This is a genomic window from Streptomyces tropicalis (assembly GCF_029269835.1).
Lineage (GTDB): Bacteria > Actinomycetota > Actinomycetes > Streptomycetales > Streptomycetaceae > Streptomyces > Streptomyces tropicalis.
Genome location: NZ_JARJBB010000001.1, coordinates 588,479 through 603,917 on the forward strand (window position 1 = coordinate 588,479; position 15,439 = coordinate 603,917).

Here is a 15,439-nt window from a genome sequence, read left to right on the forward strand (position 1 = left end):
CAGCGGACGGGATGGGAGCTGGGGCCAGTGGTGGGTGGAGGGGGTTGCCTGTGCCGCGGTGAGGAGGCCGCAGCACAGGCAACGCTGCTTCAACGGGAGAGCCGAACTCCCCGAATCCCTGATCAGGGCATGACGACGCGGGTCAGGCGCCGGCGACCGCGGCGTAGCGGGCGGCGACGTCTTCCCAGTTGACCAGGTCCCAGAGCTTGGTCACGTAGTCCGGTCGGACGTTCTTGTACTGCAGGTAGTAGGCGTGCTCCCAGGCATCGAAGACGAGCAGTGGGGTGCTGCCGTGGCCGACGTTGCCGTGGTGGTCGTAGACCTGCTCCACGATGAGCCGCTTGCCCAAGGGTTCCCAGGCGAGCACGCCCCAGCCCGAGCCCTGCACGGACGTGGTGGCCACGGTGAGCTGCTTCTTGAACGCTTCGAAGCCGCCCAGGTGCTCGTCGATCGCGGCGCCCAGGGTTCCGCCGGGGCGGTCGCCGCCGTCCGGGGAGAGGTTCTGCCAGAAGATCGAGTGCAGGACGTGCCCGGAGACGTTGAAGGCGAAGGTCTTCTCCAGCCCGACGAGGCCAGTGGGGGTGATCTGGTCCTGGTCGCGGATCTCCGCGATCTGCTCCAGCGTGTCGTTGGCTCCCTTGACGTAGGCGGCGTGGTGCTTGGCGTGGTGCAGCTCCAGGATCTCCGGCGTGATGGCCGGAGCGAGCGCTGAGTAGTCGTAGGGCAGGTCGGGAAGCGCGTAGGTGCCCATCTGGCGCGTCTCCTTCAAGTGGGTTGATCGTCCTGAGACAGCCTACGGCTCTATTGCGAAGAACTTGCAACAACCTGAGCAGTGCAGCAACATTGTCTGCAGCGGGGTCGGCCCGTCAGCTTTCGGTGGTGCAGTCCTTCCCGAGAGGTGATCGTCTTCTCAGCCGGCGTCCGCCGGACCTGGCCGGCCCCGCGCGACTCATCCCCGACGGGTGACGCGCCCTTCGCAGCTCACGGTCGTGCCTGCCGGCGGCGTCGCGAGCGTTCTCCAGCGCGCAGAGGCTCCAAGGCCTGCCCCTGCGCAAGGCGACTCTGCACCCCTCGGGCATTAATGCGTCTTTGTTGCAACTACGTCCGAGGGGCGTCTAGGTTGTGTGGCGCCCGCGAACCAAGGAAGAAGGCCCATGACTGCCGCGCCCCCAACCGCCGATGCCCCCCGGACCAGTCGGCAGCGCATATTCGCCGCCATGAGCCGCGCCGAGTGGGGCCGCGCCGCAGGTATGGCCGCCTTCGTCATCGCACTGCATGTCATCGGCTGGTTCACCCTGGTGGCGATCGTCGCCCCGGAGCACTACAGCCTGGGCACCAAGAGCTTCGGCATCGGCATCGGCGTGACCGCCTACACCCTGGGCATGCGGCATGCCTTCGACGCCGACCACATCGCCGCGATCGACAACACGACGCGGAAGCTCATGGAAGACGGCCAACGCCCACTGTCGGTCGGCTTCTGGTTCTCCCTGGGCCACTCCAGCATCGTCTTCGGACTGGCCTTCCTGCTCTCGCTGGGCATCAAGACCCTCGCCTCGCCGGTGAAGAACGACAACTCGGAGCTGCACAACGTCACCGGCCTCATCGGCACCACCGTCTCCGGCACGTTCCTCTACGTCATCGCCATCATCAACATCGTCATCCTGGCCGGGATCTGGAAGGTCTTCCGGCAGATGCGCTCCGGCCACTTCGACGAGGCCGCCCTGGAGGAGCAGCTGAACAAGCGCGGCTTCATGAACCGCCTCCTCGGCCGCGTGATGAAGTCGATCAACAAGCCCTGGCAGATGTACCCGCTCGGCCTCCTGTTCGGCCTCGGCTTCGACACCGCCACCGAGATCGCCCTGCTGGTACTCGCCGGATCCGGTGCCGCCTCCGGCCTTCCCTGGTACGCGATCCTGTGCCTGCCGGTCCTCTTCGCTGCCGGCATGTCCCTGCTGGACACCATCGACGGCTCGTTCATGAACTTCGCCTACGGCTGGGCCTTCTCCAAGCCCGTCCGCAAGGTCTACTACAACCTCACCATCACCGGCCTGTCCGTCGCCGTGGCCCTCATCATCGGCACCGTCGAACTGCTCGGCCTGCTCGCCGAGAAGCTCGACCTGCACGGCGCCTTCTGGGACTGGATCTCCGGTCTCGACCTGAACATGATCGGCTTCGTCATCGTCGGGCTCTTCTTCGCCACCTGGGCCGTCGCCCTGGCGGTCTGGAAGTTCGGACGCATCGAGGAGAAGTGGAGCGAGGGGCTGCGCCCGGCCGAAGCGCAGGCAGACCGACACTGACACAGCTCCTCGGGCCCCCTCGCCAAGGACAGCCGCTCGGATCTACGAATAGCCCTGGCAGGCACCGTGCCCCTAACCCTGGCAGGCACCGTGCCCCTTGCGTGCCCGACCGGGCGGCGACCGGCGGGGAACGGCGGGCAGCGTCCCAGGAACGCGCAGGTCACCGTCTCGCCAGCTCAGCGCGCACCCGCATACGCGATCTTCCAAACTGGCTACGCGGGTTCGATTCCCGTCGCCCGCTCTGCACGGCCCGGGGCCGGGCCGGAGGATCGCCTCCGGCCCGGCCCCGACGCGTTTCATCCGCGCGACCGGCAGGAGACGCGCGTCCCGGGCCCCGGACGCCCCGGCGGGACGCGCGGGCCCCCGGCCCTAGAAGCTGATCGAGTTGATCGTGTCCGCTATCGAGTGGAGGAAGCGGCTGATCGACGGGGCCATACCGGTGGAGGCGAGGAAGAAGCCGAAGAGCATGGCCACGATGGCCGGCCCGGCCTTGATCGATCCCCCGCGGAGCAACACCACCAGGATGATCGCCAAAAGCAGCACCACGGACAGTGAAATGGCCACAACTGATCACACCTTCGGTCGGTCCGCTCTCCCGGCCCGGCGGCGCCAGCCCCGCACGCCTCCGCCAGAACCATCGTGCCACCAACCTGCCCTGCGTATGCGGCCGCTGACGCAACATCGGTCCCGGCCGTGGCGCGGGGGTGCCGCGCAGGCCCGGCGGACCCGGCCCGCGGACCGCATCCGCCGTCCCTGGCACGGCAATTCGAGCAGTCGCCCGCGCAGGAATTTCAGAGCCATGGTTTCCGTATCCACTCATCACGTGCGCAGGTAATTCGAATTGTTCCCGCAGACACGGCCCTATGCACCAATTAGTCAGGAAGAATCAGGACATTGGGGATCAGGGGGATGCACACAAACGACACACATCCTGTGTCCGCCGTCACGCCGGCGGACACGTCTCCTTCGCCAAATCCCGGGTAGCCGCTCCCAATAAGTAGGAGGGACGTCGGGGGTTTTACGGAATCCCACGGACAACGCTAGGGTGCCTCAGATGTTCCACGCTGCCTCGTCCCCCGGCCAGAACAGAGCGCCGCTCCCCCCGGCACAGTCGCCGGCTCCGGGCGTGCCGAGCCCCCGCAAGCCCGCGGAGCAGAGCGGCACGCCGGGCAAGCAGCGTGACGCGTTCTTCGACAACGCCAAGTACCTGGCCATCGTGCTGGTGGCGATGGGGCATTCGTGGGAGCCCCTCAAGGCGGACAGCCGGATCCTCGAGGCCGTCTACACGGTCGTCTACGCCTTCCACATGCCGGCGTTCATCGTCATCTCCGGGTTCTTCTCCCGCAGCTTCGACATGCGCCCGGACCGGCTCAAGCGGCTCATCACCGGTGTCGCCGTCCCCTACGTCCTCTTCGAGACCGCGTACCCGCTCTTCAAGCGCGTCATCGACCACGCCCCGCACCAGGAGATCAGCCTCCTCGACCCCTGGTACCTGACCTGGTTCCTGTGCGCGCTGTTCATCTGGCGGCTCACCACCCCGATCTGGAAGCTGGTCCGCCATCCGCTGCCGCTGGCCCTCGCGCTCGCGATGCTGGCCTCGGTGTCCCCGAACATCGGTGACGACCTCGACCTCCAGCGCGTCCTGCAGTTCCTGCCGTACTTCGTGCTGGGGCTGTGCCTGAAGCAGGAGCACTTCCGGCTGGTGCGCCGGCGCTCGGTGCGGATCGTGGCGGTGCCGGTGTTCGCGGCGGCGCTGGCCGTCGGCTGGTGGGCGGTGCCCCGGATGAACTCCGCCTGGTTCTTCCACCGCGACTCCGCGCAGGAGCTGGGGGCGCCGTGGTGGTGCGGTCCGGTGATGGTGCTGGCGCTCTTCGGCTGCTCGCTGGTGCTGACCGCCTGCTTCTTCTCCTGGGTCCCCGGGCGCCGGATGTGGTTCACGTCCCTGGGCGCGGGCACCCTCTACGGCTATCTGCTGCACGGCTTCCTCGTGAAGGCCGCCGACTACCGGGGCTGGTTCGACCACGCCTGGCTGCACCACCCGCTCGGCGAGATCCTCGTGACCCTCCTCGCGGGCGCGGTCGTCACCGTGCTCTGCACGAAGCCGGTGCAGCGCATGTTCCGGTGGGCGATGGAGCCGAGGATGGAGTGGGCCTTCAAGCAGGACGCGGCCGCCCTGGCCCGCGAGCGCCGGAAGGCGGAGCAGAGGCCGCGGGAGAAGGTCAGCGCGTAGCTGTTACGCCCGGGTCCGCGTCCTGCCCGGCGAGGCCGAGGAGGGCGCGCATGCGGGCGTACTTGTCGGTCAGCCGGGTCCGGGTGGGCTCGTCGAGGACCGCGAGGCGGGCCGGGTCGGCGTTGTGCGCCAGGTCCGCCTCCTTCACGAGGAGCGCGCCGGGGGTGGCGAGGATGCGCCGTGCGTAGTCCCGGGGCTCCTCCCCCGCCCGCTTGGTGACGGCCAGCACGATGTCCTCGGCGCGGCGGCTCAGCGGCGCCTCGCGCAGCCAGGCGGCGGAGAGGGCGTCGTCCTCGACGGCGTCGTGCAGCCAGGCCGCGGCGATCTGGTCCGGGTCGCCGCCGCGGGCGCGCACCCCCTCGGCGACGGCTGCCAAGTGCTCGGCGTAGGGACGTCCCGCCTTGTCGGTCTGCCCCGCGTGGGCGGCGCGGGCGACGGTCTCGGCCTCGGCCGGGGTGAGCGGGCGGCGCGTGTCGTTCATGGCCCCCAGTGTGCCGGGCCGGGACGCGGCGGGGCAGTGCCGGGGCGCAACGGTCCGGGCCGTGGGAGGCGGGCGGGGCCGGGCGGGCGCCGGCGGGTCAGTGCGGCAGGGACTGCGCCGTCGGGCCCTCGCGGCAGATCAGCAGCAGGGCCCGGTCGTCGTTGACGTCCTTGGCGACGGCCTCGATCAGGTGCCAGGCGGCGCCGTGGAACCCTCCGGCGACGTAGCGGTCGGCCTCGCCGGTGAGGCGGTCGATGCCCTCCACGATGTCCCGGTCCGACGTCTCCACCAGGCCGTCGGTGAAGAGCATCAGCACGTCGCCGGGGCGCAGGGTGCCCTTGACGGGGTCGAACTGGGCGCCGTCGTAGACGCCGAGGAGGGGCCCCTCGGCCGTCTTCTCCTCCCAGCGGCCGCTGCCCGCGCTGAGCTGGAGGCCCGGCGGGTGGCCCGCGGAGTACAGCTCGTAGTCGCCGGAGTCCAGGTCCAGCACGAGGTGGATCGAGGTGGCGAAGCCCTCGTCCCAGTCCTGGCGCAGCAGGTAGCCGTTGGCCGCCGGCAGGAACGCGTGCGGGGGCAGGCTGCCCAGCAGGCCGCCGAACGCCCCGGACAGCAGCAGCGCCCGGGATCCGGCGTCCATGCCCTTGCCGGAGACGTCGGTGAGGACGACCTCCAGGGTGCGGCCGCCGTTGGTGCGGGCGGCGACCACGAAGTCGCCGGAGAAGGACTGGCCGCCGGCCGGGCGCAGCGCCATCTCGTGGTGCCAGCCGCCGGGCAGGTCGGGCAGCTTGCTCTGCACCCGGATGCGTTCGCGCAGGTCGAACAGCATGGTGCCGCCGCGCCGCCAGGGCACGCCGACCCGACTGCGGAACTGCGCGATCAGCAGCCCGAAGAAGCCGCACGCGGCGACCACCAGCACCACGCCGGGGGTGACCCGGGAGGGGCCGTCGGTGTACGGGCCGAGGCGCACCGACTCCACGATGAGGGCGGTGGCTCCGGCGGCGTACAGGCCGAGGAGGCTCGCGGGGCGCAGCAGCAGGCCGCCAGCGACGATGGGCAGGACCAGGGCGACCGGCGAGATCCAGACGGGGTCGGCGAGGGTGAGGGCCGCGATGACCGGGATGGTGATCAGCAGGCCGCCGAGCGCCACCCAGTCCGAGCCGTTGCCGCGGAAGTAGTCGACCGCGGCTCTGCGCACGCCGACCCGGGCCCGGTGCCACTGCTTCTTCCACCGGGCCGTGAACGTGTCGGCCTCCGCGCGCCGCGCTCGTCCTGCTGCCATCAGTTCGGGACCCTATCCATCGGACCGGGCGCCTGGCACGGGAGGTCCCACTTGTCCCCCGTCCGAGGCTCGAATTCACAGTGAACTTCACAGAAAGCCGCCGCGCTGCCCCCCGGGGGAAATTCGTTCGCCGCTCTCCGAATGCCTTGATAGGCATGACGCATGGCGACCGACCTGACGACCGAGCTGAAAGTGCTCCGCCCCGAGCAGTGGGACGAGTGGTGGGAGCACCTGGTGCGCGCCTTCGGGGAGGGGCCGTCTCCGCAGGAACGGGAACTTGACCGGTCGCGCACCGAGTTCGGCCGTTCGCTCGGCGCCTGGGACGGGGACGAGCTGGTCGGCACGGCGGGGGCGTTCAGCTTCCGGATGACCGTGCCGGGCGGGGCCCTGGTGCCGACGGCGGGCGTGACCATGGTGAGCGTGTCCGCGACGCACCGGCGGCGCGGGGTGCTGACGTCGATGATGCGGCGCCAGCTGGAGGACGTGCGCGCCCTGGGCGAGCCGCTGGCGGCGCTGACCGCCTCGGAGCCCGCCATCTACGGCCGGTTCGGGTACGGCGTGGCGGCGATCGGCCTCGGCGCGGAGATCGACACCGCCCGGGTCGCGCTGTCCGTGCCGCCCGGCACCGACGCCGTACGGCTGCGGTACGCGGCGCCCGAGGCCGTGCTGGACGCCTGCGAGGCGGTGTACGCGCGGACCGTGGCCGGACGGCCCGGCATGCTGGCCCGGGGGCCGGGCTGGGAGCGGGCGGCGCTGCTGGACTCGGAGCGCCGACGCCGCGGGGCGTCGCCGCTGCAGTGCGTGGTGGCCGAGCGGGACGGTGTGACCGTCGGGTACGCGCGGTTCCGGGTCAGGCCCTCCTGGGAGGAGGGGAGCGCCGAGGGCACGGTGGTGCTGAGCGACCTCGCGGCGCTGGACGCGGCGTCCGGGGCGGCGCTGTGGCGCTTCCTGTTCGGCATCGACCTGACGTCGACGCTGAGCGTGCGGGCCCGCCCGGTGGACGACGCGTGGCAGTACCTGGTGTCGGACGTGCGGCGCTGCCGGCTCCGGCTGCAGGACGCGCTGTACCTGCGCCCGGTCGACGTGGGTGCGGCGCTCGCGGCGCGCACCTACCAGACGCCGGTGGACGTGGTGTTCGAGGTGCAGGACGCCTTCTGCCCCTGGAACACGGGGCGTTGGCGGCTGTCCGGGGACGCCAAGGGGGCGTCCTGCGAGCGGACCGCGGACCCGGCGGACCTCGCCCTGTCCGTACGGGAGTTGGGTTCGGTCTATCTCGGTGGCGTGCCGCTGGCCGGGCTGGGGGCCGCGGGGCGGGTGCGGGAGCTGCGGGAGGGCGCGCTGGCGGAGGCGTCGGTGGCGTTCGGCTCGGCGGTGGCGCCGTGGCTGCCGCACGGGTTCTAGGCGCCGGCGAGGGCCCTGCCGGGCTCCCGGGAGGGCTCGCCCCCGGGAGCCGGTGAGCCCCCGGGGGCCCGGCGGCCGCGGGTCAGGCGTGCTGGCAGGTCGGGCACCAGAAGAGGTTGCGGGCGGCCAGTCCGGCGGTGCGGACCTGGCTGCCGCACAGGTGGCAGGGCCGGTCGGCGCGCCGGTAGACGTACACCTCGCCGCCGTGGTCGTCGACGCGCGGCGGGCGGCCCGTCGCCTCGGGGGTGTGCTCGGGGCGGACGGTGTCGATGCGGTTGGTGCGGACGCCCTCGCGCATCAGGTCCACGAGGTCGCCCCACATCGCGTCCCACTCGGCGGGGGTGATGTCGCGGCCCGAGCGGTAGGGGTCGATGCCGTGCCGGAAGAGGACCTCGGCGCGGTAGACGTTTCCGACGCCGGCGATCACCTTCTGGTCCATGAGGAGCGCGGCGATCGTCGTACGGCTGCGTCGGACGCGGGCGTAGGCGGTGGCCGGGTCGGCGTCCGGGCGCAGTGGGTCGGGGCCGAGCCGGGCGTGCACGGCGTCCTTCTCCGCCCCGGTGATCAGGGCGCAGCTGGTGGGACCGCGCAGGTCGACGTAGGAGGCGGTGTCGGCCAGGCGCAGGCGGACCGTGTCGGTGGGCGGCGGTGCGGGGGCGGCGCCGAAGGCGACCTTGCCGAAGAGGCCGAGGTGGATGTGGATCCATTCGCCGTCGCGGAAGCCGAGGAAGAGGTGCTTGCCGTGGGCCTCGGCGGTGCGCAGGGGACTGCCGTCGAGCAGGGCCGCGGCGTCGGCGAACCTGCCCTGCGGGCTGCGGACGGCGAGGGGGCCGCCACCGGCGAAGCGGGCCGCGCAGTCCTGGGCCAGCCGGTGGATGGTGTGCCCTTCCGGCACGTGCGGTGTCCTTTCCGGGCGGGGGCCCGGCCGGGCGGCGGCCCGTGCCGGGGCCCGGCCGCGGGCGTGCCTACTGCTGCGGGTGGTGGGCCGGGATCGGCGGGAGGTCGCCCGTCGTCTCGTAGGCCGAGAGCATGTCGATGCGGCGGATGTGCCGCTCGTCGCCGGAGAAGGGCGTGGCGAGGAAGGTCTCGACGAACTTCGTCGCCTCCTCCTGCGTGTGCATGCGGGCGCCGACCGCCACGACGTTGGCGTCGTTGTGCTGCCGGCCGAGCGAGGCGGTCTCCTCGCTCCAGGCGAGAGCGGCACGCACTCCCTCGACCTTGTTCGCCGCGATCTGCTCGCCGTTGCCTGAGCCGCCGATCACGATGCCGAGGGCGTCGGCGTCCGCGGCCGTGCGCTCCGCTGCGCGCAGGCAGAAGGGCGGGTAGTCGTCCTGGGCGTCGTAGATGTGCGGTCCGCAGTCGACGGGCTCGTGGCCCGCTTCCCTGAGCCACTCGACGAGGTGGTTCTTGAGTTCGAAGCCGGCATGGTCCGAGCCGAGATACACGCGCATGGTCCGAGTGTGTCACGGCGGTTCGGGGGTGGCCGCCTCAGGGCGACGCCTTATCACAACACTCGAAGAAATGTGAGCCACATTACAAACCTCAAGGAAACCTCAAGTAACGATTGGATTTCGAAGGTTCACGAATTGAGTTGCCTCAGATTCACTGGACCAACTCGTACGCCGCTCGTACGGGAAACCGCTCACCCGGCGCAAAGGAAATCCGTCCATGACCTCGCAGCCGACCCCGCAGCAGGCTGGAAGCGGCCATGAAAGCCCCGAAGGACACGGTTCCGGGCTTCAGGCCGGACTCAAGAACCGACACCTGTCCATGATCGCCATCGGTGGCGTGATCGGAGCGGGACTCTTCGTCGGTTCCAGCTCGGGCATCGCCACCGCCGGCCCCGGCATCCTGCTGTCGTACGCCCTCGTCGGCACGCTCGTCGTCCTCGTGATGCGGATGCTCGGCGAGATGTCCGCCGCGAACCCCACCTCGGGTTCCTTCTCCGCGCACGCCGACCGCGCGCTCGGCCGCTGGGCCGGCTTCTCCATCGGCTGGCTCTACTGGTTCTTCTGGGTCGTCGTGCTGGCCGTGGAGGCCACCGCCGGCGCGAAGATCCTCGCCGGCTGGATACCGGCCGTGCCCCAGTGGGGGTGGGCGCTGATCGTGATGGTGGTGCTCACCGCCACCAACCTCGTCTCCGTCGGCTCCTACGGCGAGTTCGAGTTCTGGTTCGCCGGCATCAAGGTCGTCGCCATCGGCGCCTTCATCGTCGTCGGCCTGCTGGCGATCTTCGGCGTGCTGCCCGGCGTGCACAGCGACCAGGCGAGCTTCGGCAACCTGACCGGGCACGGCGGCTTCCTGCCGCACGGACCCGGATCCATCCTGACCGGTGTGCTGCTGGTCGTCTTCTCCTTCATGGGCAGCGAGATCGCGACGCTGGCGGCCGGCGAGTCGGAGAACCCGCAGCAGGCGGTCACGAAGTCCACCAACAGCATCATCTGGCGCATCGGCGTCTTCTACCTCGGCTCGATCCTCGTCGTGGTCTCCCTGATCCCCTGGGACAGCAAGTCCATCGCCGACAAGGGCTCCTACGTCGCCGCCCTGGACTCCCTGGGCATCGCCCACGCGGGCGAGATCATGAACTTCATCGTGCTGACCTCGGTGCTGTCCTGCCTCAACTCGGGCCTCTACACGGCCTCCCGCATGGCCTTCTCGCTCGGCCGGCGCGGTGACGCGCCGAAGGCGTTCGCGCGGACCAACAGCCGCGGTGTGCCGATGGCGGCGATCACCGTCTCGGTGCTGTTCGGCTTCCTCGCGGTCTTCTTCAACTACAAGTTCCCGGACACGGTCTTCCTGTTCCTGGTCAACTCCTCCGGCGCGGTCGCCCTGTTCGTGTGGCTGGTGATCTGCTTCTCGCAGCTGCGGATGCGGAGGATCCTCCAGGCCGAGGCCCCGGAGAAGCTCGTCGTGAAGATGTGGCTGTACCCGTACCTGACCTGGGCCGCGGCCGGGCTGATCGTCTTCGTCCTCGGCTACATGCTCACCGACACCCAGGGTGAGAGCAGCGGACGGACGACGGTGCTGCTGTCGCTGGGAGTCGCGGCGGTGGTCATCCTGGTCGCCCTCGTCAAGCAGAAGCTGACGGGTGACCGCGGCGCGGTCGCCCCGGTGGAGGAGAAGCCGAAGGTCACGACCGGCTGACGCACCCGCCGACGAGAGAGGGAGCCCTTCGGGGCTCCCTCTTTCTTTGTGCCGGTTCGGGTCTCTCTGTGCCGGTTCGGGCCTTCCTGATGCCGGTTCGGGCCTTCCTGATGCCGGTTCGCGGCCGCGAGCGGCCGGCGGCGGCCACGCGGGCTCCCCCGGCGGGGGCACGGCAGCGCGGGCGGTGCGACCCGCCGGGGCACGGCAGGCGCCGCGGACACGACGGGGGGATGACCGCACCCCGCGGCCGTGCCGGTCGCACCCGCGGGACCGGCGCGGTGGGCGGGCAGCCGCCCGGCCGGAGGCTCCTCCGGTACCTGGTACCCGGTACCCGGGGCCCGGGCCCCCCGTCCCGTCGGTCGGCGCCGAGACGGATTCGGCACCGCGGCCGCAGGCCGTGGCACGGGCGACGGCGGAGGCCCGGCGGCCTGGCGCAGAGGTGCATACCGGTCCGGGAGGGCAGCAGGCGGGGGGGCGGCCGGACGGGGGTGACAGGGGGAGCCCCCGTCGGCGGCGGCGGGCCGTGCCCGCGGAGCCTCTCCGTCCGCGGGTGCAGCGCTCGGGGCCGGGCCGCGGCCCGGGGCCGGACAGGGCCGGGGCCGGACAGAGCCCGGGGGCCCGACAGAGCCCGAGGCCGGACAAGACCCAAGGCCGGGCAAGACCCGAGGCCGGACAGAGCCCGAGGGCCAGGCAAGACCCGAGGCCGGACAGAGCCCGAGGGCCAGGCAAGACCCGAGGGCCCGGCAAGGCCGGTGGGGTGCTCCGGTACCCACCCGCAGAACAGCCCGGCGTACGCGAGAGGCCCGGCCGGGGACGCGGGTCGCGTCGCTCTGCCGGGCCTCTCGGGGTGCCCCGTGGGCGGAGGGATCAGTGGCGGTCGGCGAGCTTCCATGCCGTGGGGAGCGCGCCCATCGCGAGTGCGGCCTTGAGGGCGTCGCCGATCAGGAACGGGGTCAGGCCGACCGCGATCGCGGTGGACGCCGACAGGCCGGCGGAGAGGGCCAGGTAGGGCACGCCGACGGCGTAGATGAGGGCCTCGCCCAGCAGCATGGTGGCGGCGGTGCGCCAGACCGAGCGGTCGGCGCCGCGGCGGGCGAGCGCGCCGACCACCGCGGAGGCGAGGACCATGCCGAGGACGTAGCCGAAGGAGGGCGCGCCCGCGCCGGAGGCACCGCCCGCGAACCACGGCACGCCCACGACGCCCGCGAGGGCGTACAGCGCGAGGGAGAGGAAGCCGCGGCGGGCGCCGAGCGCGGTGCCGACGAGCAGCGCGGCGAAGGTCTGGCCGGTCACCGGCACCGGCGTGCCCGGCACGGGCACGGAGATCTGCGCGGCGAGGCCGGTGAGCGCGGCGCCGCCGAGCACGAGCGCCACGTCCCGGACGCGGGAGGAGGGCAGGAGGTCGGCGAGGACCAGCCCGGGGCGGGCGGGTGCGGCAGCGGTGCTCATGGGGTCTCCGCGGAGTGAGGGCCGGTGGGGAACATCGTGACGCTATCCCAGGGCCGTCGGCCGATCACCGTCAGCGATCGACAAAGGCGGGAACCGGCGCTTGGTGGGCTCCTGACAAAGATGGGCCCTACACACGCCGCGACGTGACACCGGTCACTGAGGTCGCGTGGTTCCGGCTACGCGGGACGGCCTCGGCGCGCCTGTAGGGACTCGCCAAAGGGCCGCACCCACGCGGGAGGAGGCGGGGGGATCCGCGGGGGCGCCGGACCGAGGGCACGCCGGGCCCCGGCGCCCGGTCACCGTGGCCGTCCGGGGTCTCACTCTGTGTGCGGCGGCCGTCCGGATGGTGGGCGCCCTGTTCGCCGCGGCGGGGATGGCACGGAGACTGTGGGCGATTTTGCCCGCCTCACGCACTGGACGAGCCGCTCCCATGCCCAGCAGCACCACCAGCACCACGGTCGGTACGCCGCCGCAGGCGGACGACGCCGCCCTGTCCCACGGCCTGAAGCAACGACATCTGTCGATGATCGCCCTCGGCGGCGTGATCGGCGCCGGCCTGTTCGTCGGGTCGGGCGCGGGCATCGCCGCCGCCGGCCCGTCGATCGTCGTCGCCTACGCCGTCTCCGGCCTCCTCGTGATGCTGGTGATGCGGATGCTCGGCGAGATGTCGGCCGCGTACCCGTCGTCGGGATCCTTCTCCGCCCACGCCGAGCGGGCGCTCGGCCCGTGGGCGGGCTTCACCGCCGGCTGGTCCTTCTGGGTCCTGCTGTGCACGGCCGTCGGCCTGGAGGGCATCGGCGCCGCGAAGATCGTCACCGGCTGGCTGCCGGGTACGCCCGAGTGGGCGTGGGTGGCGCTGTTCATGGTGGTCTTCTGTGCCACCAACCTCGCCGCGGTGAAGAACTTCGGCGAGTTCGAGTTCTGGTTCGCCGCGCTGAAGGTCGGCGCCATCACGCTGTTCCTGGTGCTCGGCGTGCTCGCGATCGCGGGCGTCCTGCCCGGCACCCCCTCCCCCGGCGCCTCGCACCTCACCCACTTCCTGCCGCACGGCGGGGAGGGCCTGGTGGTCGGCCTGCTCGCCTCGGTCTTCGCCTACGGCGGCCTGGAGACGGTCACCATCGCCGCGGCCGAGTCGGAGAACCCGGTGCAGGGCGTGGCCCGCGCCGTGCGGACCGCGATGTGGCGCATCGGCCTGTTCTACGTGGGCTCCATGGCCGTCATCGTCACGCTGGTGCCGTGGGACTCCAAGGAGGTCGTGGAGAAGGGCCCGTACGTGGCCACCCTGGACCACCTCGGCATCCCGGGCGCGGGCCAGCTGATGAACGTGGTGGTGCTGGTCGCGCTGCTGAGCGCGATGAACGCCAACATCTACGGCTCCTCGCGCATCGCCTTCTCCCTGGTGCAGCGCGGCCAGGGCCCCCGGGTGCTGGCGCGGGTGTCGGGCGGCGCCCCGCGGGTCGCGGTGCTGGTGTCGTGCGTGGTCGGCTTCGTGTGCGTGCTGCTGAGCTACTGGCGCCCCGACGACGTCTTCCCGTGGCTGCTGAACATGATCGGCGCGGTGATCCTGGTCGTGTGGATCTTCATCGCCGTCTCGCAGCTGCGGCTGCGGCGCCGGACGGAGCGGGAGACGCCGGAGAAGCTGGTGGTGCGGATGTGGGCGTTCCCGTGGCTGACCTGGGTCGCGCTGGCGGGCATGGTGACGATCTTCGCCCTGATGGCACGGGAGGCCGACACGCGGGTGCAGCTGTACTCCACGGGCGGCATGACCCTGGCGCTGGCCGCCGTCGGCTACGCCTGGCAGCGCCGTCGCGCCCGGAGCTGACGCGCCCCTTCCGGCCGGAGAGGCCCTCGCGTGAGACACGTGGGGGCCTTTCCGCTGCCCGGACCCGCTCTCGTGTTGCCATGTTGTAGTTGAAAGTTATTCGCAATAAGGTCCGCGGGGGGATGCCCGCACCCGGACGGACCTGCACCGGTCGTCCTGCCTCGTGATCGCCTTCTCACCCTTCACGCGGGCAGGCGGAAAGAGGGAGGCCCCGTGCGGACGTGACGCGCGGGGCCCTCCGCCGTCCGCATCCCGGGCGGGAGCGCGGGCGGCGGCTTAGGCTGCTTCCGGGCGCGGCCCGGGGCCGCGCGCCGGAGCCCCGAGGAGGCGCTCATGAGCACGGTGCGGTGCCCCAGCCCGACCTGCCACGACACGATGCAGGAGTTCCGCGGTCTGCGGGACGGGGAGATCACGGCGGCAGGCGACGTCCTGCTGCCGCTGCTGGACGGGCGGCGCTTCGCCCCGTCGGCCTACCACCGCTGCACCGCCGGGGGCTGCCGCCGCGTCCAGAGCAAGAACAACTGGCGCCTGGGCGGCTTCCTGCCGCCCGGGTTCGCGATCCCTACAGGTTGCTGAAGTCGGGGCCCGCGGTGCGGGTCCGCTTGATCTCGTAGAAGCCGGGGATCGAGGCGACCGCGAGGGTGCCGTCCCACAGCCGCGCCGCGTCCTCGCCCTTCGGGGTGGGGGTGACGACCGGGCCGAAGAACGCGAGCTGCTCGCCGTCGGCCCCGGGGACCGCGATGACGGGCGTGCCGACCTCCTGGCCGACGAGGTCGATGCCCTCCTTGTGGGAGGCCCGCAGCTCCGCGTCGAACTCGAAGTTCTCCTGGTCGGCGTAGTCGATGAGGTCGGCCGGCAGGCCCACGTCGGCGAGCGCGCCCTCGACGGCCTCGCGGGTCGGGCCCTCGCCCCGGTTGTGGAAGCGGGTGCCGAGCGCGGTGTAGAGCGGGCCGAGCACGTCGTCGCCGTGCTTCTGCCAGGCGGCGGTCACGACCCTCACCGGTGCCCACGCCTTGGTGGTGAGCAGCTCGCGGTAGTGCTCCGGAAGCTCGTCCAGCTTGGGCTCGTTGAGGACCGCGAGGCTCATGATGTGCCAGCGGACCTCGATGTCCCGCAGCTTCTCCACCTCCAGCACCCACCGGGACGTCATCCACGCCCACGGGCACAGCGGGTCGAACCAGAAGTCGACGGGGGTCCTGCCGGACGGGTTCTCGGTCGCGCTCTGCGACATGGCTCTCCTCGGAACATCGCGACGGGGACGTACGTGGTCTTTGAACCGGCAACATCCCGCCGTCCCGCCGCATTCCCCGGTGCCCCGCCCACGGGGCGCATGGCA

At 71.7% G+C, this 15,439-nt stretch carries 14 protein-coding genes; 6 read left to right on the forward strand and 8 right to left on the reverse strand.

What is annotated here, in order from left to right; all coding sequences use genetic code 11:
- Positions 1 to 142 precede the first annotated feature (142 nt).
- Entirely contained in the window at positions 143 to 751 is a 609-nt protein-coding gene (locus tag P3H78_RS02620; RefSeq protein WP_276107334.1) for a superoxide dismutase, read from the reverse strand.
- A gap of 466 nt (positions 752 to 1,217) precedes the next feature.
- On the opposite strand from P3H78_RS02620, the gene nicT reads away from it, so the two are divergent.
- Positions 1,218 to 2,297: a Nickel transporter NicT gene (gene nicT, locus P3H78_RS02625; RefSeq protein WP_313884378.1), complete on the forward strand. Its 1,080-nt coding sequence runs from the start codon at positions 1,218 to 1,220 to the stop codon at positions 2,295 to 2,297.
- Between the two features lie 369 nt (positions 2,298 to 2,666).
- Here nicT and P3H78_RS02630 read toward each other — a convergent pair whose 3' ends face one another.
- On the reverse strand, positions 2,667 to 2,861 hold the full coding sequence (locus tag P3H78_RS02630) for a hypothetical protein (RefSeq protein WP_276107061.1): 195 nt from the start codon (positions 2,859 to 2,861) through the stop codon (positions 2,667 to 2,669).
- A gap of 562 nt (positions 2,862 to 3,423) precedes the next feature.
- Between P3H78_RS02630 and P3H78_RS02635 the strand changes: the two genes are divergently transcribed.
- Complete coding sequence (locus P3H78_RS02635; protein ID WP_438827895.1) at positions 3,424 to 4,527, forward strand: acyltransferase family protein; 1,104 nt, start codon at positions 3,424 to 3,426, stop codon at positions 4,525 to 4,527.
- On the opposite strand, the gene P3H78_RS02640 is transcribed toward P3H78_RS02635, so the two are convergent.
- Positions 4,517 to 5,008 carry an HD domain-containing protein gene (locus P3H78_RS02640; protein ID WP_276107063.1) on the reverse strand — a complete coding sequence of 164 codons (492 nt, stop codon included), beginning with the start codon at positions 5,006 to 5,008 and terminating at the stop codon, positions 4,517 to 4,519. The genes P3H78_RS02635 and P3H78_RS02640 overlap by 11 nt on opposite strands.
- 97 nt (positions 5,009 to 5,105) lie before the next feature.
- Entirely contained in the window at positions 5,106 to 6,287 is a 1,182-nt protein-coding gene (locus P3H78_RS02645) for a PP2C family protein-serine/threonine phosphatase (RefSeq protein ID WP_276107064.1), read from the reverse strand.
- A gap of 162 nt (positions 6,288 to 6,449) precedes the next feature.
- Here P3H78_RS02645 and P3H78_RS02650 point away from each other — a divergent pair, with 162 nt between their 5' ends.
- Complete coding sequence (locus tag P3H78_RS02650) at positions 6,450 to 7,688, forward strand: GNAT family N-acetyltransferase (RefSeq protein ID WP_276107065.1); 1,239 nt, start codon at positions 6,450 to 6,452, stop codon at positions 7,686 to 7,688.
- An 82-nt stretch (positions 7,689 to 7,770) separates the two neighbouring features.
- Here the strand turns inward: P3H78_RS02650 and P3H78_RS02655 are convergent, their stop codons facing one another.
- On the reverse strand, positions 7,771 to 8,583 hold the full coding sequence (locus P3H78_RS02655; RefSeq protein ID WP_276107066.1) for an Fpg/Nei family DNA glycosylase: 813 nt from the start codon (positions 8,581 to 8,583) through the stop codon (positions 7,771 to 7,773).
- 70 nt (positions 8,584 to 8,653) lie between these two features.
- Complete coding sequence (locus P3H78_RS02660) at positions 8,654 to 9,139, reverse strand: ribose-5-phosphate isomerase (RefSeq protein WP_276107067.1); 486 nt, start codon at positions 9,137 to 9,139, stop codon at positions 8,654 to 8,656.
- Between the two features lie 217 nt (positions 9,140 to 9,356).
- On the opposite strand from P3H78_RS02660, the gene P3H78_RS02665 reads away from it, so the two are divergent.
- Entirely contained in the window at positions 9,357 to 10,832 is a 1,476-nt protein-coding gene (locus P3H78_RS02665) for an amino acid permease (RefSeq protein ID WP_276107068.1), read from the forward strand.
- Between the two features lie 867 nt (positions 10,833 to 11,699).
- Here the strand turns inward: P3H78_RS02665 and P3H78_RS02670 are convergent.
- Positions 11,700 to 12,281, reverse strand: coding sequence for a biotin transporter BioY (locus P3H78_RS02670; RefSeq protein WP_276107069.1), 582 nt, complete (start codon positions 12,279 to 12,281; stop codon positions 11,700 to 11,702).
- 430 nt (positions 12,282 to 12,711) lie between these two features.
- Here P3H78_RS02670 and P3H78_RS02675 point away from each other — a divergent pair, with 430 nt between their 5' ends.
- Positions 12,712 to 14,103, forward strand: coding sequence for an amino acid permease (locus P3H78_RS02675; protein ID WP_276107070.1), 1,392 nt, complete (start codon positions 12,712 to 12,714; stop codon positions 14,101 to 14,103).
- A 333-nt stretch (positions 14,104 to 14,436) separates the two neighbouring features.
- Positions 14,437 to 14,679 carry a hypothetical protein gene (locus tag P3H78_RS02680; RefSeq protein WP_276107071.1) on the forward strand — a complete coding sequence of 81 codons (243 nt, stop codon included), beginning with the start codon at positions 14,437 to 14,439 and terminating at the stop codon, positions 14,677 to 14,679.
- On the opposite strand, the gene P3H78_RS02685 is transcribed toward P3H78_RS02680, so the two are convergent.
- Positions 14,666 to 15,334 carry a mycothiol-dependent nitroreductase Rv2466c family protein gene (locus tag P3H78_RS02685; protein WP_276107072.1) on the reverse strand — a complete coding sequence of 223 codons (669 nt, stop codon included), beginning with the start codon at positions 15,332 to 15,334 and terminating at the stop codon, positions 14,666 to 14,668. The two genes, P3H78_RS02680 and P3H78_RS02685, sit on opposite strands and share 14 nt — an antisense overlap.
- Positions 15,335 to 15,439: the final 105 nt, after the last annotated feature.